General features: G+C 51.9%; 28 protein-coding genes and 1 pseudogene. 11 read left to right on the forward strand and 18 right to left on the reverse strand.

Features of this window, described 5'->3' with window-relative positions:
* Positions 1-26: 26 nt before the first annotated feature.
* Positions 27-285 (reverse strand): annotated as a pseudogene (locus ABD796_RS19880) (ATP-binding cassette domain-containing protein); the annotation flags it as partial.
* Positions 286-507: 222 nt separating this feature from the next.
* On the opposite strand from ABD796_RS19880, the gene ABD796_RS19885 reads away from it, so the two are divergent.
* Complete coding sequence (locus tag ABD796_RS19885; RefSeq protein ID WP_344910902.1) at positions 508-1,638, forward strand: SGNH/GDSL hydrolase family protein; 1,131 nt, start codon at positions 508-510, stop codon at positions 1,636-1,638.
* Positions 1,639-1,737: 99 nt separating this feature from the next.
* Here ABD796_RS19885 and ABD796_RS19890 read toward each other — a convergent pair whose 3' ends face one another.
* From ABD796_RS19890 to ABD796_RS19940, 11 genes are all read right to left on the reverse strand, one after another.
* Positions 1,738-2,076 (reverse strand): hypothetical protein, encoded by a 339-nt coding sequence (locus ABD796_RS19890; protein WP_344912896.1) that lies wholly within the window; start codon positions 2,074-2,076, stop codon positions 1,738-1,740.
* An 18-nt stretch (positions 2,077-2,094) separates the two neighbouring features.
* Positions 2,095-2,262, reverse strand: a complete 168-nt coding sequence (locus tag ABD796_RS19895) for a hypothetical protein (RefSeq protein WP_344910904.1) — start codon at positions 2,260-2,262, stop codon at positions 2,095-2,097.
* Between the two features lie 230 nt (positions 2,263-2,492).
* On the reverse strand, positions 2,493-2,732 hold the full coding sequence (locus tag ABD796_RS19900; RefSeq protein ID WP_344910905.1) for a hypothetical protein: 240 nt from the start codon (positions 2,730-2,732) through the stop codon (positions 2,493-2,495).
* A 13-nt stretch (positions 2,733-2,745) separates the two neighbouring features.
* Positions 2,746-3,621: a carbohydrate ABC transporter permease gene (locus ABD796_RS19905; RefSeq protein WP_344910907.1), complete on the reverse strand. Its 876-nt coding sequence runs from the start codon at positions 3,619-3,621 to the stop codon at positions 2,746-2,748.
* A 13-nt stretch (positions 3,622-3,634) separates the two neighbouring features.
* Complete coding sequence (locus tag ABD796_RS19910; protein ID WP_344910908.1) at positions 3,635-4,543, reverse strand: ABC transporter permease; 909 nt, start codon at positions 4,541-4,543, stop codon at positions 3,635-3,637.
* Between the two features lie 69 nt (positions 4,544-4,612).
* Entirely contained in the window at positions 4,613-5,830 is a 1,218-nt protein-coding gene (locus tag ABD796_RS19915; protein WP_344910910.1) for an extracellular solute-binding protein, read from the reverse strand.
* A gap of 84 nt (positions 5,831-5,914) precedes the next feature.
* Positions 5,915-6,205: a hypothetical protein gene (locus ABD796_RS19920; RefSeq protein WP_344910912.1), complete on the reverse strand. Its 291-nt coding sequence runs from the start codon at positions 6,203-6,205 to the stop codon at positions 5,915-5,917.
* Between the two features lie 100 nt (positions 6,206-6,305).
* A complete protein-coding gene (locus tag ABD796_RS19925) occupies positions 6,306-7,409 on the reverse strand; it encodes a response regulator transcription factor (RefSeq protein WP_344910914.1) in 1,104 nt (367 codons plus the stop codon).
* 2 nt (positions 7,410-7,411) lie between these two features.
* Entirely contained in the window at positions 7,412-9,073 is a 1,662-nt protein-coding gene (locus ABD796_RS19930) for a cache domain-containing sensor histidine kinase (protein WP_344910916.1), read from the reverse strand.
* Between the two features lie 297 nt (positions 9,074-9,370).
* The gene (locus ABD796_RS19935) at positions 9,371-9,658 is read right to left on the reverse strand and encodes an AbrB/MazE/SpoVT family DNA-binding domain-containing protein (RefSeq protein WP_344910917.1); all 288 of its coding nucleotides are present in this window, start codon (positions 9,656-9,658) and stop codon (positions 9,371-9,373) included.
* Between the two features lie 74 nt (positions 9,659-9,732).
* Positions 9,733-10,116, reverse strand: a complete 384-nt coding sequence (locus ABD796_RS19940; protein ID WP_344910918.1) for a winged helix-turn-helix transcriptional regulator — start codon at positions 10,114-10,116, stop codon at positions 9,733-9,735.
* Positions 10,117-10,248: 132 nt separating this feature from the next.
* Between ABD796_RS19940 and ABD796_RS19945 the strand changes: the two genes are divergently transcribed.
* Positions 10,249-10,617, forward strand: a complete 369-nt coding sequence (locus ABD796_RS19945) for a DoxX family protein (RefSeq protein WP_344910920.1) — start codon at positions 10,249-10,251, stop codon at positions 10,615-10,617.
* A 68-nt stretch (positions 10,618-10,685) separates the two neighbouring features.
* Here the strand turns inward: ABD796_RS19945 and ABD796_RS19950 are convergent, their stop codons facing one another.
* Positions 10,686-11,315, reverse strand: coding sequence for a hypothetical protein (locus ABD796_RS19950; RefSeq protein ID WP_344910922.1), 630 nt, complete (start codon positions 11,313-11,315; stop codon positions 10,686-10,688).
* Between the two features lie 368 nt (positions 11,316-11,683).
* On the opposite strand from ABD796_RS19950, the gene ABD796_RS19955 reads away from it, so the two are divergent.
* Positions 11,684-12,331, forward strand: coding sequence for a FusB/FusC family EF-G-binding protein (locus ABD796_RS19955; protein ID WP_344910925.1), 648 nt, complete (start codon positions 11,684-11,686; stop codon positions 12,329-12,331).
* A gap of 92 nt (positions 12,332-12,423) precedes the next feature.
* On the opposite strand, the gene ABD796_RS19960 is transcribed toward ABD796_RS19955, so the two are convergent.
* A complete protein-coding gene (locus ABD796_RS19960; protein WP_344910929.1) occupies positions 12,424-12,699 on the reverse strand; it encodes a CD3324 family protein in 276 nt (91 codons plus the stop codon).
* Positions 12,696-13,217: a hypothetical protein gene (locus ABD796_RS19965; protein WP_344910931.1), complete on the reverse strand. Its 522-nt coding sequence runs from the start codon at positions 13,215-13,217 to the stop codon at positions 12,696-12,698. The genes ABD796_RS19960 and ABD796_RS19965 overlap by 4 nt, the downstream gene beginning before the upstream one ends.
* Positions 13,218-13,400: 183 nt before the next feature.
* On the opposite strand from ABD796_RS19965, the gene ABD796_RS19970 reads away from it, so the two are divergent.
* The 5 genes from ABD796_RS19970 (at position 13,401) to ABD796_RS19990 (ending at position 19,098) form a co-directional block, all read left to right on the forward strand.
* Complete coding sequence (locus tag ABD796_RS19970) at positions 13,401-14,153, forward strand: ABC transporter ATP-binding protein (protein ID WP_344910933.1); 753 nt, start codon at positions 13,401-13,403, stop codon at positions 14,151-14,153.
* A complete protein-coding gene (locus tag ABD796_RS19975; RefSeq protein WP_344910936.1) occupies positions 14,150-14,911 on the forward strand; it encodes an ABC transporter permease in 762 nt (253 codons plus the stop codon). The genes ABD796_RS19970 and ABD796_RS19975 overlap by 4 nt, the downstream gene beginning before the upstream one ends.
* Before the next feature lie 320 nt (positions 14,912-15,231).
* The gene (locus tag ABD796_RS19980; protein ID WP_344910938.1) at positions 15,232-17,379 is read left to right on the forward strand and encodes an S-layer homology domain-containing protein; all 2,148 of its coding nucleotides are present in this window, start codon (positions 15,232-15,234) and stop codon (positions 17,377-17,379) included.
* Positions 17,380-17,557: 178 nt separating this feature from the next.
* Positions 17,558-18,145 (forward strand): TetR/AcrR family transcriptional regulator, encoded by a 588-nt coding sequence (locus ABD796_RS19985; RefSeq protein ID WP_344910939.1) that lies wholly within the window; start codon positions 17,558-17,560, stop codon positions 18,143-18,145.
* 59 nt (positions 18,146-18,204) lie between these two features.
* The gene (locus ABD796_RS19990) at positions 18,205-19,098 is read left to right on the forward strand and encodes an alpha/beta fold hydrolase (protein ID WP_344910941.1); all 894 of its coding nucleotides are present in this window, start codon (positions 18,205-18,207) and stop codon (positions 19,096-19,098) included.
* A 162-nt stretch (positions 19,099-19,260) separates the two neighbouring features.
* Here the strand turns inward: ABD796_RS19990 and ABD796_RS19995 are convergent, their stop codons facing one another.
* On the reverse strand, positions 19,261-19,773 hold the full coding sequence (locus tag ABD796_RS19995) for a VOC family protein (RefSeq protein ID WP_344910942.1): 513 nt from the start codon (positions 19,771-19,773) through the stop codon (positions 19,261-19,263).
* Positions 19,774-20,034: 261 nt separating this feature from the next.
* Between ABD796_RS19995 and ABD796_RS20000 the strand changes: the two genes are divergently transcribed.
* Positions 20,035-20,580, forward strand: coding sequence for a hypothetical protein (locus ABD796_RS20000; RefSeq protein ID WP_344910944.1), 546 nt, complete (start codon positions 20,035-20,037; stop codon positions 20,578-20,580).
* A gap of 181 nt (positions 20,581-20,761) precedes the next feature.
* On the forward strand, positions 20,762-21,211 hold the full coding sequence (locus ABD796_RS20005) for a phage terminase large subunit family protein (RefSeq protein ID WP_344910946.1): 450 nt from the start codon (positions 20,762-20,764) through the stop codon (positions 21,209-21,211).
* A 197-nt stretch (positions 21,212-21,408) separates the two neighbouring features.
* Here the strand turns inward: ABD796_RS20005 and ABD796_RS20010 are convergent, their stop codons facing one another.
* Together ABD796_RS20010 and ABD796_RS20015 are read right to left on the reverse strand one after the other, a co-directional pair.
* A complete protein-coding gene (locus tag ABD796_RS20010; RefSeq protein ID WP_344910949.1) occupies positions 21,409-21,870 on the reverse strand; it encodes a hypothetical protein in 462 nt (153 codons plus the stop codon).
* 560 nt (positions 21,871-22,430) lie between these two features.
* A complete protein-coding gene (locus tag ABD796_RS20015) occupies positions 22,431-23,036 on the reverse strand; it encodes a hypothetical protein (RefSeq protein WP_344910950.1) in 606 nt (201 codons plus the stop codon).
* Positions 23,037-23,567: 531 nt separating this feature from the next.
* Between ABD796_RS20015 and ABD796_RS20020 the strand changes: the two genes are divergently transcribed.
* Positions 23,568-24,005, forward strand: coding sequence for a phage portal protein (locus ABD796_RS20020; RefSeq protein WP_344910952.1), 438 nt, complete (start codon positions 23,568-23,570; stop codon positions 24,003-24,005).
* Positions 24,006-24,147: the final 142 nt, after the last annotated feature.

A 24,147-nucleotide genomic window follows, 5' to 3' on the forward strand; every position in this document is an offset into this window, starting at 1 on the left:
TCATAAAAGAGGTCGCCAAACGCTAGATACACGCCGAAATCTTGCGGCAAATAGCCGAGTACGCTGCGGAGCTGTTCAGGGTGCTTGACGATATCGACGCCGTCCAGTAAATCGTTCCGTTCGTCGGCGTCGAGAGGGTGGCCAATAGGCGCATCAGCGTCGATTTTCCCGCGCCCGTTTGGGCCAAGTAGCCCGAGAATGCCCCGCTCGATGCGCAGATCGATCTCTTGCAGTCCCTAAGTGTTGGCTGTATTTCTTGCTGACATGCCGTATGTCCAGCATGATACGTTCCCTCCTGACCAAATAGTGGCCATCGTTGCTGGAGCATCCGATCGGCTTTCCTTCCCTACTTTAGCAAAAATGAACATAATTCTCGCAGTCCGAATGTCCGGAGGTCCGGCCGGACCTAAGTCTGGTTTTGGCTTGTTTCTCGTTATAGCTTTTCCTGCAAAAATGATGTAACATTTGGCTTTGGACAAGACAAGATTCATCGCGGAGGTGCCTCTAGTGAACAAGGAGCGAATGATACATACGGACGATATACGACTACGCGAACCGATCTATACGTTTAACGATGCCTGGACCGAGTGGCTTGCCGGAAGCAAGTTCCCGATCGCCTTCTTCGGCGACAGCACGGTGGACGGAGCCAATACGACGGACTGGACGCGCAATACGCCGGGAACGGATCATGTGCCGCCCCACGCATTTTCATCCGTGCTGGAGCGCTTGTTGCGACAAGCTGCGAACAACGCGGAGCTGCGCATTTACAACGCCGGCTTCAGCGGACAAACGGCGAGCTGGGGAGTTACGATGCTGGACCAAGAATTCGGCGAAGCATCCGCCTACAGCGATGTCCGCATGATCGGCATCGGCTTCGGCATTAACGACCGGCTCGGTTTCCCTAACGAGAAGGCTTATCGGGACGGCTTTAAGCAATCGATTCGGCAAATCGCCGGCTGGTTCTGGGATAGGGGCATTCAACCGTTCCTGTTGACGACTCAAGCCATCGTCGGACCCGGCGTTCAAACGGAGTACGCCGGCACGTATCCGATGAGAACGAGCGAGCATATTTCCGTCGCCAACGAAGTGAAGCGGGAGTTGGCGCAGCAATACGGCTTGCCCTTCATCGACATGAACCGATTTACCGAAATGCTGCTCATGTACTCCTCCATCCCAGCGCGTACCCTGATCTCCGACAGGCTGCATTTCGGCGATGCCGGCCACAAGGCGGAGGCGGAGTTTCTGTTCTCCCGGCTTTGTCCGAGAACGATTGTAGCGGACGGCTATATGAAAATCGGCTACTCCAGTCAACGCGTTTTTGACTGCGTGCCCGAGGATTGGCTGACGATGCCGGAAGTGCCGTCGGACGAATTCGACGTTTGGGTCGATTACGAGAAACCCGACAGGACCGACATGCCGCTCTTGTCCGCATGGGTATTCGTGTGCGCCAACCGGAAGCTGACGTTAAAAGCTTACAAAACGGGCCCTTCGGACACTTACGTCCGCATAAACGGGTTGCGCCAGACGCTGAACGAAGCTGAAACGGTACTCGGGCAGCTGGAATTCGGGCTCTATAAGCTGGAAACCTATTCGGGTGAAGCGGCCAGATTGGATTTTAAAGGCTTTATACTGGAGTAATAGTATAGGGAAAAAGAAAAAGTCCTGCGATTCTCCAAACGAACCGCAGGACTTACTTCTTCCAAATGGATAGCTACTACTATATATATTAATAGAATGTTAATGGCGACTCACTACCCTTTTTTCAGTCATTTCATAAACCATGAAATAGTTCGTTGTATTTAAGCAGCGTACCATGATTTTACTCCCATCGTCACATCTCACAATTATATATTCAATTTCCTCTCCGCTGTGCTTCTCGACATTCATGAGCGTCTCCAGCTCCTCCTGCACCCAGTTGTTCCGGTTGTACACGCCCTCGACCGAATAAGCCCAGAACCAGGTGTCGTGCTCAACCGCCATTTCGTGCAAGCGCCGAATCCATTCGGGTTTCATCAGATGCCGAGTCAGCAGCACGCGGGGCTCCTTCCACACCTCACTGCCGTTCACGGAAACGATCGGGGTCTTGAGCCGATCTCATCCGTATACGGATATACTTCGTGCACCCCGCGTCCGGTCGACAGGATGAGGGAAACTCCCCTCCAGCGCTTTGTGAATCCAAATGCAGTTGTCGTCGGAGATGAGCGATTCCTCATTCAGTAACGTGCCGTCCATGTCGATCGCAAGCAATTTGTAGCGTCCCATATGTTATCCTCTCCATCCTCTCTCCGTTTCTCTAGCTCTCTAACTCCCGGTCGACTTAAAGCGCCGCTCCAGGCCAAGTCCCGGCGCAGCCACACCTTGCATGTACGTCGCTTGCCATAGGCCGAACACATACACCGCCCAGATCCAGCGAGCGTAGTTGCCTTGGTCGGCCGCATTCAGTCTATTTCCAAGGGTACCGTTCAAGGTCTGACTTTGTACTGGCCCCAAGCTTAATCCAGCTTGATGCCCTCCTTATCCAGCAGCTCTCCCCATGTTCGGACAGCGGGCTTCTTCTGTCCCGATGAGATCGGGTTCGTGAAGCAAACCAGCTTACCGAGCGCATCCCGAAGATCGAATCGGCCCCAGCTATAGAGCCACTTCATCGGGGCCGAAACAAGGAACGTAAGCGGCGATTCAGGCGATTCTACCATGACACGGCCACTCCAGTTCACGCTCTCACTCTTTTCCATGAGCAAGCCCTCCTTATTCTTTCAAGGACCCGAGCATGGCGCCCTTAACAAAGTACTTCTGCAGAAACGGATAGACGATCAGGATCGGCAGCGTGGTGAACAGGATCGCAGCTGCTTTAATCGTCTCGGGACTGGACAGCACTCCGGAATCGATGGCGATATGGTCGAGCCCCGAATCGGTCGCACTGGATGCCACCATATTTTTGAGCTTCAGCTGGAGCGGGAACAAATCTTTGGAACGAATGTAAATCATGGCTCCGAAGTAAGCGTTCCATGTGCCGACCGAGTGGAAGAGCGCGATGGTGGCGAGCACGGGTCCCGAGAGCGGCAAGACGAGCCGGGCGTAGACGCCGAATTCTCCGCTTCCATCGATTTTCATCGCATCTACAAGCTCGGAGGACACGCTTTGGAAAAACGTCTTCATGATGAAAACATTGTACGCGCCGACCGCTCCGGGAACGATGAGCGCCCAGAGCGAATTGATCATGCCCAGCTCCTTCACGATCAGATAACTCGGGATGAGCGGCACTGGGAAAATGAACGTTAAGAGGATGAGCTTCAGGAGCAGCTTCCGACCCGGCATCGCGGGCCGGATGAGCGCATAAGCGAGCGCGGATGTGAGCAGCAGGCAAAGGAACGTCCCCATCAGAGTAATATAGACGCTGACGCCCATGGCTCTCCACATGTCCTTCATGCGCAGAAGGGATTCGTAGATGCTCGTCTGGAAGCCTTTGGGCCACAGGACGACCAGCTTGTTGTTCGCATAGAGCGGATCGCTGAGCGAGACAGCGAGCAGGTGGATCATCGGGGAGATCATGGTGAAGCATAGGATGACGAAGAAGATGGCGTTCACCCACTGAAACGTCTGCTCCGTGCGGTACGTCTTCATAGTACGACTCCTCCTAATAGATGCTTTCCCCGGTCGTCCTGCGGCTCAGCGTATTCAATCCGACGACGAGCAGGACGCCTACAAGCGCCTTGAACAGCCCGATCGCCGTCGTATAGCTGTACTGCCCGCCCATCAGGCCGACTCGGTATACATACGTATCGAACACATCGCCGACTTCACGCACGAGCGGATTGAGGAAGAACAGCACCTGCTCCACGTTCGCATCCAGAATATGGCCGATCTGAAGCAGCAGGAGGACGACGATCGCCGGCATGAGCGAGGGAAGGGTGATGTGCCAGGCACGCTGGAAGCGCCCCGCGCCGTCGACCATGGCAGCCTCGTACAAATTCGGGTTAATGCCGGAGATGGCCGCCAAATAGATGATCATCGACCAGCCGACCTCCTTCCAGACCCCGAGGCTGATGACGATGCCCATGAAGTGACGGGGTTCGGTCAGGAAGGAGACGGGCTCGAATCCGAAGCTCGCGAGCGCTTGATTGATCAGCCCCGTGCGGGCCAGCAGCTCCGTGAAAATGCCGCCCACGATGACCCAGGACAGGAAGTGAGGGAGGTAGAGCAGCGTCTGGACCGTCCGCTTGAACCAGCTGAGCCGGATCTCGTTCAAGAACAGAGCGAGCAGCAAGGGAGCCGGGAATCCGAAGAGGATCGAGTAGAGGCCGAACTTCAGCGAGTTGCGGAGCACCATCATGAATTCCGCATACTGGAACATGAACGCGAAATGCTTGAACCCGACCCACTTGCTATGAAACATCCCGGAGAAAATGTTGTAGTCCTGGAAGGCAATCACGTTGCCGAAGAGCGGAATGTACTTGAATATCACAAAATGGGCCAGGGCCGGCAGCGCTAGAAGCGTCAACGCCAAAGCGTCGATCGACTTGGCTTTTCGAAACAATTGAATCATCTCCCTTCCAAGGAAAGGGCCCTCCAGTTACTAGCTCCAGAGGGCCTTTCCTGCATTTTGGTTGTAGCGCTACTTCTTCATGTAGGCGTTGTACCAGTCGGTCGCTTCCTTGATGGCCGCGTCTCCGCCGCGCTTTTTCCACTCGGAGACGAAGGTGTCGAAGCCCTTGTCCAAGTCTTCCTTGCCGACGACGAGCTTCACGAACCAATCGTAGAACAGGCTGCCGGCTACGAAGCCCGGGTTCAGTTCGGGACGTCCGTCCATCGCCTTGAGCTGCGACATGTACACGGCATCGTTGGCCATCACGACGGATTTGGCGTCATCATACCCCTTCAGAATTTTATCGCTGTTGGGCTGCACTTTGAGCGCCAACGGGTTGTTCAGACCATTCTCGCGAACGTTGATGGAGAGCTGGTAAAATTCCTTCTCATTCAGCTCGGAGTTGCTCGGCCCCTTCGGATCGTATTTGATCTGGCCGTTTTCTTCCGTGTAATTGGAATCCTTGATACCGTAGGCGAAAAATTTGTCGGCTTCCGGCGACGTCCAGGCCCACTCCAGAAACTTAATAATTTCTTCCGGATTTTTTGTTCCGCTCGGAATGGTCCAGACGAAGTAAACTTGATCCGACCCGGCCTGGAAGAAGTTTTCCCCACGCGGTCCTTTGGGAGGAACGGCCATCGTAATCGCGGCTTTCGGCTGGTCAGGGTATTCTTGTGCGGCGACGGCGGCATATTGGTAAGTAGCGGCGCCCCAAGCGGCCACGAGCCCTTTGTTGATATCTGCCCCCCGGTCGCCCTGCTTCTTCGTAATAAAATCTTTCTCAATATAGCCGTTGTCATACAGCTTCTTGTAGAACGCAATTGCTTCCTTCATCTGAGGCTGGATAATGTCCGGCTCCAGGTTGCCGTTTCTCACATGCCACGTACCCGGTCTGACCCCGAACGAGCCGGTGAAAATATCGTTCCAGGACATGTTGTCGGTGAGCGAAATGACCCATTCGTTGTTCGGGTTGCCGTCGCCGTTCATATCGTTATTCTTAACCCCTTCGGCAAACTTCAGGAACTCGTCCAGCGTCTTCGGAACGGACATGTTCAGCTTGTCCAGGTAATCCTGACGATAGAAGATGACCCGATCGGCCACCGCTCCGTCCAATACGGGGATGCCATAGATTTTGCCGTTCTTCGACACCTTCGGGCTCTTCCAGGCGACCTCTGGAATTTTCTTCTTCAGGTTCGGGGCGTACTTATCGATGAGAGGACCGAGCTCCATGAAAACGCCGCGGTCCACGGCTCCCTGATGCACCTCCCAGTCAATGCTGCTCGTCCGGACGAGGTCTGCGAGTTCCCCAGAGGTGAAGCGTAGGGCCAGCTGCTAGCGGTAATCGATGTCGTGTCCGAGGAATTCATAGCTGAGGTTGTAACCGGATAGACGACTTAGCTCGGCGTAATACTTGGCCTTTTTGTCCTCCGGTCCCTTCGAGGCGAAACCCGAATTGTTGTGCGACAACAGCACCTTGATGTCCTTCTTCAACGGCTTGGCGGTCGGCTCGCTGTCCACGGCTGCCGCTTTGTCCGGGCTGCCGCTACAGGCGGTCAGTACCGTGGTGGCCAGCAGGACCGCTGTGGCTCCTGCAAGAACGGATTTGTTAACTTTGGACGACACGGTAATCCCTCCGATAATCTTTGTGATAAGGCATGTTGTAGTTCACGATTTGATTATAGAAGATCGGTTGTCCGAGGCACTATGGAATAATCAACGAAAACTAGTACATATCCGCATCGACTCGGATGCTTGCCGCATAATCGTATTTGCGGTATTCCGAGGGCGAGACTCCTGTATATTTTTTGAACATTTTGGAAAAATAAGCATAATCCTCGAAGCCTACCCGTTCTCCCGCTTCGTATACTTTGACAGTCGGATTCTTCAAATACTCCATCGCTTTCTCGATTCGAAGACGGGTTACATACTGATTTAAGGACATGCCGGCCTCCCGTTTGAACAGGATCCCAAAATAATTCGACGAAATCTCAAAATGCGCAGCGACCTCCTTCACGGTCAATTCGGATTTCATGTAATTTTCTTCGATGTAGGCCGATACGTTTTTGAGCATGCGGTTATAGCTCCACCAATTCCGGGAATTCCGAATATGATCGATCACGCCCGTGATACTGGCAATAAACGCCTCAAACAGAACTGCAAACAGAACTGCATTGCCGCGTGGACTCGCAGGCATTTCTATAGCGGGGAGGGCAGCCGACCCTCGGGCCATCTGCTCCAGCTCTCCGTTCAGGACTACCGCGTAATACGCCAGCTTCTCGTGAAGCTGCGCGGAGGCGGGACCGTCGGACGTCAGCAGCAATGAGCGTAGGCGCTCCAGTTCCACCCGGATTTCATGATCATCGAGCTGCCACACCCACTTCGCCATACGCTCCGCATCCAGCTTCCATGTCCACATCCATTGCTTGGAGGTCGAATTCCCGCTTTTCCGTTCAATCCTGCTCCCCATCTTGCGGAGAGCGGACATCAAATAATCCGGATCGATCGGCTTGAGCAAATAGTCGGCGACGCCATAACGGAGCGCGCTCTGGGCGTACTCGAAGTCGCCGAAGCCGGAGACGACGATGACTTCCGTCGAAGCGCCGCCGTCCGACAGGCTGCGAATGAGCTCCAGTCCATCCAATCCCGGCATCCGGATATCCGTTATGAGCAGATCCGGCTTCAGCTCGGAGGCCAGCTCCAGCGCCTGCTCCCCGTCATGGGCCTCGCCCACGACCGTGAATCCGGCGGAGTCCCGCTCGATCATCGTTCTCAGGCTGAGCCGGACCATCCGCTCATCGTCGGCAAGCAGTATCTTATGCATCGTCATTGTTATGCGCTCCTTCCGGTATTCCGGTCTTTGAGTACGCCGGTCAAGTAGGGGAGGATGACGCGAACAACCGTGCCTTCCCCGTTAGACCGGTGGATTTGGATTCCGAACGGCGCTCCAAAGGCAAGCCGGAGCCGGGTATGAACGTTCCAGAGGCCGATTCGCCGGAAAGGGTTGAAGCCCGATTGCAGCATCTGGCTCTCCGTAATCTTCTCGAAAGCATCATTATACTTGTTTACCAGCTCAGGGGGCATTCCTTTGCCTTTGTCCTCGATATAGAGCGAGAACGAGTTCTGCTCCTCCACGCCGGTGATCGCAATCTGGCTTGGCGTGATGCCATGCTGCTCGTAGGCGTGCTGGAATGCATTCTCGACCAGCGGTTGGACGATGAGGCGGAACATATACACGTTGTCCAGCAGTTCGGAATCTACGTTCATCTCGAATTGCAAGCTCTCGTAGCGCTGCTCCTGGATTTGCATATAGTTTTGGAGATGGTTCAACTCCTCGCGAAGACTGACCACCTGATCGGGATTGCTCACGCTGTATCGGAACAAATTCGACAAATGCAGCGTCATGCGGCTGATCGGTCTCACTTCGGTCACAATCGCGTACGCGTTGATGATTTCCAAGGCATTGTACAAAAAATGCGGATTGATGCGGGATTGCAGCGCCGAAAGCAAAGAATCCCGGTGCTTCAGCTCCAGCTCCTTTTCCCACAGCCGGTTCATGTGGATCTCGCCCAACAGTTTCTTAATCTCCCAGAACATCCGCGAGAAAACGATGAACGCCAGTACGAGAATGAAAGCCCCGACCAACAAAGTCAACAGCTGAAGCCGGATCAGGCCGCCGAGCAGCTCGTATTTGTATGTTTCGGAGACGATCCTGAACTTCGTTTGTTTGGAAATCTGATACACCATCATTTTTTTGCCGTCCGGACCATCCTGCTCGAGCCGTCCGCTGTCCTCGTTCATTTGGTCGAAATCAGGCAGGAGTGTTCCCCATTTTTGACGATCCGTATGGTAAAGGATGCGACCATTCTCTTCGGCGATGGCGAAGGTTCCGTTCGGGCCGTAAGGCTTAATATCCGCGATCTTGACCAATTGATCGATGGAGAGCGCCATGATGAGCGTTCCGGCATGTTCATATGTTACATTGTCGATCACCTTGCGGAACAACGCGAGAAGCGGTGTACCGTCTTTCACCGACATCCCGACAATTTGGAAGCTGTCCTCCGGCGGGCGCGAGCCGAAGGGTTCGAACGTGTCCGGCAACTTGATCGGGCTGCCGTAGGCGCCGCCTTTGGCGGTCAGGATGGTGAAGCCGGTTATGTCTTTACGTAGATTCGATTCCAGCTCGGAGGGGAACCTCCCTTTCAGGCGGAACATCTCATAGGAATTGCCGGGATCGGCCTTGATAAATTCCTGGATGAGCGGATGGCCTGGAAGCGCCATCGTATCCACCCGGATGCCCGCGAAATATTCGTCCAGCTGCAACTTGACCCGCTGCACCATTTGCTCATTGTAGTAAATCCCGCTCTCCTCGATCATCTCCGCCGATTTAGCGTACCAAATCAGACAAACGGCCAGGAACGGGACAATGAACAGCACGACAAAGAAAATGAGTAAATTTTTCTTGATGGACAACGGCTGAAGCAGGCTTCTCACGGGCATCCCTCCTGAAAGCTGGTAAAATGCAATAAAAACATGCGACAAACCCGCCACATGTTTGTAGTGATCAAGCTACTTGCTTATTCATGCACAATAATGCTCATTTTACCTCAGATTATCCGAGGTGAATTCGCGTGTCAAACCACATTTCCAACATCTTTCAGTATCGGGTGCAGGTTTACGAAACCTTTAAATGAAAGGGTTTTCAAGAGGGAGATTTTGGAGCAAAGAAAAAACTCATGTCTATGTGACGTGAGTTTTGATTAAGCAGTAGTCGACCTATCCTATCTCTGGTTACCGCAAAGTCCAGAGGCCTTCTCCTGTCTGGGTTTCGGCGATTTTTTTGTGGTTATCGCTAATTTTCAAGAATGATGGAATAAACCAAAATACCTTCCTATGAAGATTTTCCGGCGTTACCCTGGAAAGGAGTTCATCCAGATTTGCCGATTTTGGCTTTATTACAAAGTGACCATCTTCCACGTCGAGATCGACCTCAGAGCCTACCTCAAGACCGACCTTCACGGCAAGGGACTTCGGGATTCGAATTCCCAAGCTGTTTCCCCGCTTTTGAACCTCAAACATGGATCCGCCCCAATAAAGTTAGTTTGCGTGTGGCAACAAGTCGCCGCTTCTCCGGTTCGCCTCGTTTATCCGCTTCATTCCACCGATACAGCAGGCTGATCGTCGGGAAACTTCGTCGATGACTGGCGCTCGCGCTTCGACCGCATATGCTCCGCGTGGTTGCTCCCCCATTCTTGGAGGGACTGGAGCGTCGGCTGCAGACTGTAGCCGTATTCGGTCAGCGAATATTCAACCCGTGGCGGAACCTCCGCATAGACGATCCGTTTGATAATATCGTCTTCCTCCAATTCCCGCAAATGGGCGGTCAGCACTTTTTTCGTAATGTCGGGAATGCCGTGCTGCAGCTCGCTGAACCGTTTCGTCCCTTGAAAAAGCAAATGCAGGATAGCCAGCTTCCATTTGCCAACAATGACGTTCAACGTTTTATCGAGCATGCAGGATTCGGGATTGTGTTCCATCAATAGGCTCCTTTCATGCATGGTTACTTGAAGGTTACCGGGACACTTAAATGTGCCTCCTTCCGAAAGCACAAAGCTTTCTATATAATAGCACGTAAGTTACTAATTATAAATAAGGGAGTTGTTCACGAAATGACTATCGTATCAATCGTCCTGCAAAGCTTGCTAGCCCTTCTGTTCCTAGCCGCCGGCGGCAGCAAGCTGGGGGGTGCGAAGCAGCAAGTCGAATCGTTCCGGCATTTAGGGCTGCCACAATGGTTTCGCGTCATCACCGGCCTCGTGCAATATATTGGAGTGGCAGGACTCATTGCCGGCTATTTCTTCCCGGGTTTAGCAGGCTGGGCCGGCCTTTGGTTGGGCGTCACAATGATCGGGGCGTGCCTGGCGCATATTCGGGCCAAAGATCCGATCGGTAAATCACTACCGGCTTTCGTTATCGCCGTCATCGCCATTGTTGTTTTTATCTTGAACATAAACGCGATGGCCAATCCATTTGCTTGAAAACAAACCCGCACCGTTTTCCATATGCTATTGCAAATGTAATTTCATTACTAAGATTCGGCAAAGTGTCAACATGCTACAAGTCGACGCGCACAGCCTTGGTCCGCTTTTGGGTGCAGCTCGGTACGAACGTTTTCCGCTAGGATACCAACGGGACCCCAACTGCGTTTACGGCGACTGCAACAACAGGCTGCCAGTATAAACCGGATGTCTCTACAGCGACGGCGAAAATGCGCCGTTTCGCGTATCCCGGTCTCATACGCTTGCGATAAAGCTGCGGCTGAAAGGTTACCTTTCACCTTGCGGCTTTTTGTCGTACCCCAAAACCCGAATGCAGCATTGAAGCCGATTCGGCAGCCAAATTCATTGAGGCCGCACGAACGGTTTGGATCGCTATCGGCGCCTAATGCATCCTTGAATCTTCGGAATATTTTCTTGCCGCCGCTCAAGACGCTAATCAAAGTTGATCTTAATTTTTCATCTGCGACCGTTTCGGCAAAATCAATCATGTCCGTGTACCCTTCATCTGACTCCCGCTGCGGTATTCGAAAATAAACTTCATTAAACCCTTCTTCAACGACCTCGTTTAACTCTTCGTCCTCTTCATCCCGGTCAAACTCTCGTAACGTGACAACATCACCCGTTTCAATATTCAAAAAAGAGTCCAACCCATCTACATAGAAATCATAGGTGCCCACGAGCTCCTGAAACCTGCTGGTTTGTCAACTTCAATTCTTTCATAAGACCTCCACCGATTTTAACACTTTTAAGCTCGATCCCCGTCAAGCGCTCCGCTGCCGGCGATGCAGGATGGCAAGCAAAGGTCATTGAAAAGCTGAACCGTTTTCTTTATACTTAGGCTATCGTGGAACGAAGGAGCTGGTAACGATGGCAATAAAAGATTGCCGGATTGGCGAAGTCTCATGCAAAGCCTGTTATTGGGGCGATTCTTTGCATGGGCGGAACGTTTTGGCAAGCTAAATCGCCCGCACCCGCAGTCATCGTTTCTGGTAATGGGCTTTGCACCTGATTTTCCAAGAATCTATGGAGAAAGGGCTGTAAAGCGATGCATTCGCCATTTATTAGAAACCATCAATATAATATGATCAAAAAACAGGCCGGCCTGGTGCTGTATGCGCTGCGTACCGTAGCCGACCGCAATGTGATCCAATCCGTCAGAGAAACCGCAGAGTTCACGATAGCCGAGCTGTTTCGGGAGCCCGAGCAGCGCGAACGGGTTCAAGGCATTTCCCGATTGGAGATAGCGGAGCAGTTTGAAGCGTATTTAGCGGAGTTGAAGTCCGAGCTACTAGAGTTTCCGCCGCTGACGGAGAAGCAGATTGTAAAGCTGTTTCCTAAGAACAAGAAGCTCAAGGTGCCGGATCTGAATCTGTTGGACCGACGCAGCCTGTCCTACTTGAGCTGGACGGACATCGCGACGAACAAGATGTTTCTGGTTTATCCGCTGGACGGCCAATGGATCGGCTTGGAGGGCAGCTTCACACCGACGCATAAAAAAAGCTACTGCTTTGTTTGCAATCGGCAAGAGGATTTGTCGTTATTCTCGGCGCTTTCGAAGAAAAGACCGGAAAAAGCCTCGCCCGATTACTATAAGACCGTCGGCAATTATTTATGCACCGACCATGAGAAATGCAATCGAAACATTACCGACCTCTCCGCTCTGGAGAAATTTATAGCCGCCGTTACGCAATAAACTGCGAAGGCGCCATATCGTATGGAATGACAGGCAAAAACCATTGAATCGAAGTGCGGCTGCACTTGCGGATTCAATGGTTTGTTTTCGCTTCACTCGGGATTCGCATGATTTTCGTACACGATTCCCCGTATCCGTTCTTCACTCAAATGATAGATTCGAGATAATTCCGATATGCCGACACCATCCATATATTTCTGATAAATATCTTTGTTTCTCCGTGCCATTTCATCGCGAGTTCCGCTATGTGCTCCCCATCCCTTGCGTTCGGTCTGAGGAATATACAGGTGTTGGCCTCTGACATATTTCTGAATTTCTTGAATCAAGCTTTCTGGCAGGATATCGCGCGCGTTTTTATATCGTTTCATTTCCCCTCTCCTACCGCCTTGGTGAGTGCGAAAAAGCTGCTGCGGATCTCGTCGAAGCCTTCCCGAATCAGAAGCGTAAATACATCCGCATGCTTGAGAGACATTAAACAATTGACGGCATGCAACTCCAACTGTTTCATGGAGTATAGTACACCTTGCAAAAATTGTTTTCGTTCCTCGCGCGATAACGCAAATGGCTGCCGGAAATGAAGATTAAACGCCGTTGCGGAAAGAACAGGGCTGTTCGGGTCGACCTTTATTACTTTGTAATAAGCGAGAGCCATAATTTCATCTTGAGCGTTTCGCAACGTTAAGAGAACATGGCTGGGCGCGTTCGCTCTAAATTGATGCTTGAATATGACCGCGTTAGGGGTATTGCCGTCCTCAAGCAATATTCGATAAACTTCATGTACATCAACGGTATCCGCCGCAATGGATTCGGTATTCAAGCTTTCGGGAACTTCCCAATCTTGCAAATGAAGGCGAGTGGAAATACGCGCATAATCATCGGACGTCATTATGCCAGTTTTTCACACCCGTTAACATCTCGTTCATTTGTATAAAAAAACTCAAACGAGCATTTCAGCAGGTCATGAAGCCGACTAAGTTCATGATATAATAGGTCACGGTATTTCTTGGGACATACCACGGGAACTCGGTGCGAAAGCCGACCGTAGATAAAGGAAAGGAGCAGCTCGATTTTGACTGCCAGGTTTGAAATTCAGGGATTGGCAAGAAAATTGCGGAATCAGGAAAAAGGGGGCTCCCCTTATTTATTTGCCGAAGTATCGGCCGTAATCGGACAGCCGGAGCGCATCTCCGTCATTGGCGCCTCGGGACAAGGGAAAAGCACCTTGCTGCGCACGCTGGCACTGCTTGAATCGCCGGATCAGGGCGACATGATATATGAAGGTGTCTCGTACCGGAAGTACGATCCCAGGATGTGGAGAAAGCAAATCTGTTACGTCGCCCAGCAGGCGGTCATGCTGCCGGGCAGTGTGGAGGACAACTTGCGAACGGCAAGCCGTCTCCATGGCGGTTCCTATGACGAACGTCTTGCCTCGCGGCTGCTCGAGGAAGCCATGTTGGCGGAACTGGACCGGAATAAACCGGCCGGCGATTTGTCGGGCGGAGAGAAGCAGCGGATTGCCTTGATTCGATCGATGCTGTTACGGCCGTCCGTTCTATTACTGGACGAAGTTACGTCCGCATTGGACAGGAATAGCGCACGGGCAGTGGAACAGCTGCTGCTGCGCTGGCAGGCGGAAGAGGGCGGGACGATGATTTGGATCACCCATGATTTGGAGCAGGCGGAGCGTACGAGCCATAGAACCTGGTTTATGTCCGGCAGTACGTTGCTGGAGGACCGGCAGACCGCGGAATTTTTTCGGCAACCGGCAACGGAAGCGGGACGTCAATTCATCCGGATTCCTGCAAACGAGGCCACGCTATGACGCTGTTGACGCTTAGCTTCACCTTGTTGTTCGTATTGGCGACCATGCTAGTTTCGGTTTGGCAGAAACTGGGGCTGGAAAAAGAAATTGCGATCGGTACCGTCCGATCGGCGGTTCAACTGCTGGCTATCGGCTATGTGCTCCAGTACATTTTCCGCACGGAGAATGTTATCTATTTGGTGTTCATGATAGCGCTGATGATTGCAGTAGCATCCAGCAACGCGGCGCGGCGCGGTGCCGGCATGCCGGGGATTCTATGGAGAGTCGCGGTTTCCATAGCGGTGACGGAGCTGCTGTTGATGGGCCTGCTGCTGGGCTTGAAGATGATCGAGCCTTCTCCCCAATACATCATTCCCATTAGCGGAATGACCATCGGGAGCGCCATGATTGTAGCCGGGCTGTTCATGAACCAAATCCGAAGAGAGGTTCAGTCTACGAAAGGCGAGATTGAAGTCCTGCTCGCGCTCGGGGCTACAGCGAAGCAGGCGCTCCAGGAGGTGCGGAAAAGGGCGGTTAAATTCAGCATGATCCCCACCATCGACGGGATGAAGACCGTCGGCCTCGTTCAGCTGCCCGGGATGATGACCGGCATGATTGTTGCGGGGGCCGATCCCGTAGAAGCGGTGCGTTATCAAATTCTAATTGTCTTTTCCTTCACCGGCTCCGCAGCCATTACAAGCATGCTGTTAAGCATGCTCTCTTACAGGCTGCTGCTTACGAAAGGGCTGCAGCTGAAATCGTTCCACGAACCCAAGTAAGCCTTGCTTCCATTCTTAATGTAAACGAGCCATGATCCGTCGTTATGCGCATTTTCGGCAATAATGGTGAACACGGAGTGCTGGGCGGTAGCGTCCATACGATGAACCAAAAATATGACCCGGACAACGGTCTTGACGATGCCGGAGGGCTTCCTTATTGAATTCATAGCGGTAAAAAACGAGCTTGGGACATCGATCATGTTACGGCGCAGCCAACTGATTCGATAGTCCTATTTTTCGCCAAATAAATGCTGACAGAAATAGGTCTTGTGGGTTAAGATTAACAGTATGCCGATTATAAAAGAGGAGGAACAATCGCTATGCGCAAAAAGATAGCGGGTGCTTTGGCATCCGTTCTAATCGCGTTCGCCCCGGCGCACTCATACGTCCATGCCGCAGGAAACACCTATATCACCCAGCAAGTCAGCTTCATCGATATCCACAATGATTACTGGGCCGGCAGCGCCATTCTCGATCTGGCCAAAACCAACGTCATTTCGGGATACGAGGACAACACCTTCAAGCCGGAAAATCCGGTGACCCGGGAGGAATTCGCTTCGCTGGTCGCCAAAACGTTCTATCTCGACTTGCCGGAAAGCGGAGCCAAAGCCACCTATTACGACGTTTCGCCCGACCGGTGGTCGTTCCCGTACATAGAAGCGTCCCGCGAATTTCTTACCGGCTATTATCCGCCGTCCGGCAAAGCGTTTTTCAGTCCGACGCTGGACGCCACCCGCGAAGACGTGGCCGTTACGCTCGTCAAGACGCTCGGCTATACGCCGGACGACCTGCGCAACCCGCGCATTCTGGAGAATACGTTCCGGGATGTCAACTCGATCTCGCCGAATTTGAAAACGTACGTAGCGCTCGCCGTCGAAAAGCAACTGTTCAGCGGCTACCCCGACCAGACGTTCAAGGGAGACAAGCAGGTGACCCGCGCGGAAGTGGCCACCCTGCTGTACAAAATTATTAAAAACGCCTCTGCCGACGGCCACGCTCCGATCCAACTGAACGTGAACGTGCCGGAAACGACGTCCAACGGAACATTCTACGTTTCTGGCGAGACGTCCCCCGGAGCGACCGTGACGATCAACAACCGCGAGGTCAGCGTCGTGCAAGGGCAGTTTAAAGAAGGGTTGAAAATCAACCAAGGCGAAGGCGACTATACCGTTACGGTCACCGCGCGCTTGCCCGGAGGCAAGTCCAAAACCGTAACGAAGGTGATCCAATACGAGAAGGGCGGGCCGGAGCTTACGGTGAACGACATTCCGGAGGAAACCGACAAGCAGTACGTTACCGTCTCGTGGAGCGTCCGCGACGAGAACGACTCGCGTACGGTCGTCTATGTCAACAACGAGGCGCAGCGCGATTACAGCAACCAGAAGAAGGTCGAGCTGACGGAAGGAACGAACACGATTGTCGTCAAGGCGACAAATTCGCTCGGCAAAAGCACGACGGTTACCAAAACGATCGTGTTCAACACCGGCGGTCCTGTACTGAAAGTGAACGACATTCCGGATACGACGGACAAGGCGAGCGTAAACGTCTCCTGGAGCGTAACGGATAAAAACGACAGCAAGCCCAAAGTGTATATCAACGACGAGGCCCAATCGGAATGGTCCTCCAGCAAAACGATCTCCTTGAGCGAAGGCGCAAATACGATCGTGTTCAAGGCCACCAACTCGCTCGGCAAAAGCACGACGGTTACCAAAACGATCACGCTGAGCACCGGCGGTCCCGTATTGAAAGTGAACGACATTCCGGACTCGACGGACAAGACGAGCGTAATGGTCTCCTGGAGCGTCACCGATAAAAACGACAGCAGGCCGATCGTATACATTAACGACGAAGCCCAATCGGAATGGTCCTCCAGCAAAACCATCGCCTTGAACGAAGGCATTAATACGATCGTGTTCCGGGCAACCAACTCGCTCGGCAAAAGCACGACGGTCACCAAAAAGATTTCTCTCGGAACCGGCGCTCCGGTACTGAAAGTAAATCCGTTGCCCGCCTCGACGGACTCGTCCACGCTCAACGTGTCGTGGACGGTCACCGATAAAAACGACGATTCGGTACGACTGTTCCTGAACGAAAAAGAATATTCCAAATGGCAGAGCAGCGCCACACTGACCTTGGAGCCCGGCGAAAACGTGCTCGTGTTCAAGGCGGTCAATGCGAACGGCAAGGAAACGGTCGTCTCCAAGACGGTAACGTTCAACCCTCCCGCTCCGAAGCTGACGGCCGGGTACATGCCTTCCAGAACGACGTCTTCATCGTTGACGGTGACGTGGACGCTCAGCGACAAAAACGACAATTCGCCGAAGCTGTACGTGAATGACGAGTTCCAAAGCACCTGGAATTCCAGCAAAACGGTCAGCCTGGTCAAAGGCGCGAACACCGTCACACTGCTGGCCGTCAACAAATACGGCAAACAAACAACCGTGACGAATACCGTTTACAAAGACTAAGTTGCTTCCGCGTACCAAAAAGACGCTTTCCCTCCCTGGGTTACAGGGAGAGAAGGTGTCTTTTGCGTGTATAAGCGTGCGAGTCGGGGCTTGCGGAGCGGGAGCGCTAGCCGTTCGTTTAAAGCTTGCAAACACCGACAATGTCTGTTATCATTCATAAATGAACGGAGGTTCACTTATGGTTCAGGTTCTGAAAGAAGAGTTGCGGCAAGCGATAATCCGACATGCGCAGGACGAGTTTTTTCAATACGGCTATGCGGCGGCCTCGGTAAAACGAATTGCAGCCAAAGCAGGCATTTCTGTTGGTAACTTGTATCGGTATTACTCGGGGAAGGACATTTTGTTCGAAGCCATCGTCGCGCCGGTCTACCTGGAATGGGAAACGTTGATCTCGCATCATGCCGGCCCGCTGCAGCGGGAGAGGAATGTTTTCGAACTTGTTGTCGAGGCTTTGACGCATGTCGTCGGGGAATACCGTATCCCTCTCTTAATTCTAATTGACGGTACCGGAGGAACCCGATATGAGAACGCTGTTTCGAAGTTTCACCAGATGATGGCCGACAATGTCGCCCACCATTTGGCCCAGTACAACGGCAATCAGAAACAAGAAGTGTTTGACCGGCAAACGGCTTGGCCGGTAGCGGTAGCTTTCATGCAAGGATACTTCGAGATTATTCGGAGCCACCCGGATTCAGAGGACTGCAAGCATAGTATTCGTCAATACATTTTGTTCTGGTATCAAGGCCTGAGAGCATTTCTTTCCTAGAAGTATGCTCGTTTTTTTATCTTAATAATGAACTATAATTCATTTTTGGAGGAAGCGCAATGGACAATACTAGGAGTCAATTTACGACAAAAGATGGATTCAACATGGAGTATCGCCTGATCGGACAGGGGGATCCCGTTCTGGTCCTGCATGGAGGACATTCGAACTGTGACGAAACATTTGGTTACAGCGAGCTGACGGCGCGTCATTTTTCTGTTATCACTCCTTCAAGGCCGGGATACGGAAAAACCTCCAAAGAGCTGGGCGCCACGATGGCTTCCGCATGCGAAGCCTACATCGGACTGTTGGATCATTTGCAAATTTCCCAAGCGCATGTCATCGGGATTTCGGCCGGAGGTCCGAGCGGGATTCATCTGGCCTCGCGCTATCCGCATCGGGTAAAGAGTCTGGTCCTGCAATCAGCGGTGTCCCAACGCTGGTTATTGCCCGACGACAATCTGTACAAATCCGCCAAGATGATGTTTCGACCTTCGACCGAAGCCTATCTTTGGGCATCGATCCGGCTCATCAACGCATTGTTTCCGGCTTTTCTGTTCAATAGCATGCTTGCTTCGTTCAGCAAGCTTCCGAAGGAAAAGGTGTTGCCTCAGATCAGCGAAGAGGACCGGAAACAATTCAAGAGCATGTTGAACCGCCAACGGTCGAAGCATGGGTTTCTCCTCGATTTGGACCAGACAGGTCATGATCTAACTGCCGAGCTTCTTGCCGTCCAGTGCCCTGCCTTGATCTTGCATAGCATTCATGATGCCTCCGTGCCGGTGGAACACGCTCGTTATGCTCATCGACACATTCCTAACGCCCAGCTATGTGAGCTAGATTCATGGGGTCATTTAATTTGGCTGGGTTCCGGCAACGATATCATGTACCAAAAGCTCTTCGCGTTCCTTGACCGTCCCGGAGAGCGATCATTTCCGCATGATCATCGTACATGAGCTGGCGAGACGCAAACGCCGTCCGTCAGCTCGATCTAACGAAAACACGCTCCCCTGCCTCCCGCCTCGGTCATTCGAGCGGTTCCAGCAGGAGAGCGGCGCCGCTTGCCCGGAGCCCGTCAAACGCGACATGTCCTCGGATCCGAGTCGTCGTCCGACGATTTACAGGCTCTTGCTCCACTCGTCGACACGGCGAAAGCTTTCTTCCTCCGAAATATCCTCGACACGCGTCATGACCGACCACCGGACGCCGTAAGGGTCCAGGATGCTGCAATACCGGTCGCCGGAAACGAAATTCGCAGCCGGCTCCCGAACGGTCGCTCCGTTGGCGACGGCCAAATCCAACGTCCGATCCACATCGGGCACATAAACGGCCAGCGAATAGCAAGCATCGCCGTTGCCCGGTGGCGGAACGAGCCGGTACGCCGGTGTGGCGGCGCCCAACTGCAAGTAGCCGTGACCAAAATCCAAATCCGCATGAACGATGATCTTGTTTCCTTCGTAATCCACTTCCGTTGCGCTTTTCGCTTTGGCTCCGAATACCGTTTCATAGAAGGCGATCGCCGCCGCCGGATCGTTCACGACGATAAAGGGCGTGATGGAGGTGCTTCCGTTCGGCTTCCCGTTCTTCGTATGCACTCCCGTCACACCCGTATAGTTGGTAGAGTCAGTCATGTCCATTCCTCCCGTTTCGTTTCTGGTAATCTTCCACCGATTTCATCGGCGGGAACAAATGCCGCTCCGTATGAACAAAACGGCTTGCAACAGTACTTGTCCATTGTAGCTCCGCCACGAATGTCTGTATTGTAAAAAGGCGACATGACGCTGACGACAAAATTGTTGGAACCTTTTTCCTGAACCTTCGTACTATTGGGAGACTACACAAGCGGCTTGGACGCAAGTCCGGCATATTTCACAAACGCAAAGGGGATCTCGATGAACAAAACAACACTGCTCTCCCTATCCGCTCTACTCGCGCTCGGCGCGCTGACCGCCTGCGGCAAATCGGAGCAGCCTCCCTCCGCAAACGTTGCGGCTGCGGCCCCGCCCGCTGCATCGGCGCCCAATGCGCCGACGCCCGCCCAACCGGCGGAAGCGGACGCGAGCAAAAACGCGGACACGCTCAAAGACAAAAAGCTGGGGGAGCTGACCGCAGCCGACTGGGACAAGCTGCACCTGTCCAAAAAGGATTTCGACAAGCTGTTAGCCGGGCTGGACCGCACGGCCGAACCGGAAAGCCCATTTCAGAAAATCTCGATGCCAAACGGAAGCACGCTCGAGATCACACTGGCTCCGAATGACGTCGGGGAGTTTGGCAACGCCCTGCTGGTCGGCATCTTCGATCCGATCTTGCGCAACCTGTATATGCACTCCTCGTATTACACGGGCAACAAGCAGCCGCTGATCCGGTTTCTCGATTCTTCCGGCAGCGTGATTAAAGAAAACAGCGATTTCATTCAGCCTAAGCAGGGTGCCAACTGAAGAATCGGTTGAATGAACGCCACAGGCTACGAATGCCGCGCGCCGGGAACTACCGAATGGCGGAATCAATCGTATTGTTCACTTCCGAGTCGTTGATGCTTTCCATAATCCCGAGCTGATACGGCTCCCGGTCGGTTCGCCACGGTCCCGGTTCCGCGCTCGTTTCGGTTGTCAGAATGCGGTGCTGATCCGCCCACCCGGAAACCCGACGAAAGACCTTATCGAGACATTTTCGAAAAATCACCTTGCAACCATGATCGAAGCGAGCCTGCAGCTCCGGAGGAAAGTGGCAGAGGTCAAAAGCCGGGATAGCAGTAATACAATTTCGGAGGAATCATTTCCGGGCGGATATATTGCTCTTGTCGGCGCAAACTCGCCGTCGTCCCTTTCAAACCGGTCGATTCGCATTGTACTTTGCGATGAAGTGGACCGTTACCCAGTATCGGCAGGGAAAGAGGGCGACCCGATTACACTTGCGACACAACGAACTAAGACGTTTTTCAATCGGAAACATATTTATGTATCCACGCCGACGCTGAAAGAAGTATCGCGGATCGAGCAGTTTTACAACGACAGCACGATGGAGGAATGGAACCTCCCCTGCCTTCCTACAACGAACTGCAACCGATGAAGTGGCAGAAAATCAAATTTGAATACGATCAAACGTCCGACAAAGAGTTTGTCGTCGAGTCCGTACAGCACGTTTGCAAGCATTGCGGCGTTTGCATAGCGAGAAGGAATGGAAACGCGGGGAAGGTCGATGGGTCGCGCAAAAGAAGCATTCGTTCCGGTGAGGTGAGGCTTTCACCTGAACCAAATCCATCGTGGTCAGATATTGTTCGGCAATTTCTTGAGGTGGACCGGGCGGAAACGCTCAAAGTCTGGTTCTTGGTGAAACGTGGGAAGAGAAGGGCGAAAAGCTCGAGGAACACGCTTTGTTTGATAGCAGCTTCGCTTTGACGCGCGCCCAGTTAACCGGCTTTCTTGTCGGAAGCAGGGAGTTCGGATGCTTGTTACTAATCCATTAGCAACCACTTTTCCGGACGCATCGGTCTCCACGCCGTTTTGAATCGCTCCGCCGGCAGGCAATTCCATATAGGAAGGAAATTCGATGCTACCGCCTCCCCAAAGCGCCAATGGGGCAGTTACTCCCGTATATAGATCAGGAGAGCTTAAACGATCCGCCTCAACAAGATGCAGGCGAAGCCGATATGGGTTGAGGGCTTCCGGCCTGTCGGCGTATTTAACAATGGATACGGAATCCCCGTTCAGAAGCCAGCCTGTCAGCATGATCCGCTGGGCGTCATAAAAATCGTTCAGACCCGTATGATCGACTTTGGATGAAGCTCAAAGGTCAAACTCAAATTCGGTCCGGTCTTCCCAGTCTTTAGCCTGTTCCTGCGTAATCCCGAGCATCTTATAATTGAGCTGCATTTCAAGGTAAGTCCTGACCCTAGCACATTCGACTGGTTCTTTTTGATCGCCCGGCAGCCAGTCCGCCGGACATATACAGGTCCCTGCTGCGTTCCCGGAGCGACTGTACATTGCTTCCAATGTCCTCTTGTGGCGATCGAGATGCGCTGTCCCAACTCTGCATGAATTTCTTCTTCCGGCTGGCGCCGCTGTGGGAGTAGCCGCTGTTTGTTAACTTGCGCATAACTCCAAGCCTTGCACGTGCTACTTCACGTTTCAGCGCGCGTTGCGGCGAGATAATAGCGATCGTCCAGTCTATGATGTTCACAAATTACATTCCCCTTTATAATACTGTTTTCATTTTACTAGCAGAATCAATAAGACCGCCTATTTCTAGGCGGTCAGGGATCTATTATTTGGTTATGCAATGGCTGAAATTACTTACCATTATCGGGGCCATACTTTTCAAGTACGCTTTTCTTTAAGTTATGGTAGTTTTCAATATTACTTTCAGTTATCAGTTCACGTTGATCTTTTCCGTCAATATTATATTTTCCTTGGTTAGCTCCGTGCACCCAGTATGCCTGCTGCGAGTCATTCCATGCTAAATAAAAAATATACTTTCTTCCCGGTGTAGCTTTAAGGTAGTCGAACATTGGATATTCTGTTTTTCCCGGCAGTATTCCGTTATCTTCTAAAAATGTTGGCTCCAGAATAAATACTGTTTTATTGTTATCGATCTTTCCATCTGATTTGATTATTTTATCTATTTTTATCTCTGTCAACATTGCATTATAGTTCACAGGGCTTTGATTGCCTGTAATTTTGCGAGGACTTGTATTCTCTGTAACTGTCCCCTCAACAATAACATTAACCTTTGGGTCTTTTTCGAGCTCTTGTAGGCTATTATACGGGATTACCCAAGCACTAGCGTGGACCTCCTTTATTGAAATTTTGTTATCTTCAATCGAATACAGAATTGTTCCAACTGAAGCTAAAAGTAATGTTGCCAATACGGAGACTGTTAGACGTTTTTTCATCATTATCACTCCATTCAATGATTAATTAAAGTTGATCGTTAAATTTAACTTGTAAGTGTAATTTATCAGTATCTGTTGGTGAAGAAATGCATGCATTAGTAAGATTGCAATTATTCATCCAATGACTGCCGGTGTGTGCAGGAGAATTATAAAAGTGATTTAGGCCTAACGCATGTCCAGTCTCATGACCAACCAGGTGAGCGCGAAAAGTAGGTCCGAAGTATGATAAAGCAGAAACATTTGTATGATCGATAGTAATTGTTGCAATATTATATTGAGTTGCTGAAAAGACTACTTGATTTGAAACACCTCTTCTTTAATATAATTTACTCGCTCACAAATATGGTAATTAATAACATTTACTATTTCAACCATTTTTCCTTATTTTACAAAAAAAAGAGTGCTTTAGGACCATGTAGAACTTACCTAAACTTTTATTTAGGTGTTCGGTCAGTATGGACAAATCCAAAGGTTCACTTCCACTCTACAATCCCAAGATACCCGGTAAAGCTAAAGTAACCGGAAAGTAAAAATATGAACATCACAAATCGCGAAGCGAACAACCTGGTCAACGGCTTGCCAAACGTCCTATTCATTATGGATGCAGAGCGGGCTAAACAATACCGCGGTGTACCCTATCTCGCGCCGGCCATCGAGCAGGTCAAGCAGATGGGCCGCTATGCAGAGGCTGAAATCGCGGCTGCGATCATAAACAGCTTTCTTACTGCGTTTATCAAGGTCGAGGGTCCGAAAAACGAAATCTCGTTCGGGCAGTCAATTCCGGATGAGGATCAGCTACGTATCCGGCCGATGAACGGCTTTCCTCTTAAGAGTTGGGGCCAGGCACCATTAACGTACTTGGCGAAGGGGAAGACGTTACGTTCGGCAATCCCAAGCATCCGATATCCGGCTTTGATACTTTACCAGAGCGATGGCGCAGCTCGCCGGCGCAGCGCTGGATATGCCATATGAAGTGCTGCTGAGCGTGTTCAATAGTAGCTATTCCGCCAGCCGTGCTGCGCTCTTACAGGCATGGCGTTCGTTTCGGGACCGTAGGGACTGGTTTTCTGCGGACTTTTGCCAACCCATATATACGAGACATGGCTATTCGAGG

Source organism: Paenibacillus hodogayensis (assembly GCF_039536325.1).
Classification (GTDB): domain Bacteria; phylum Bacillota; class Bacilli; order Paenibacillales; family NBRC-103111; genus Paenibacillus_AB; species Paenibacillus_AB hodogayensis.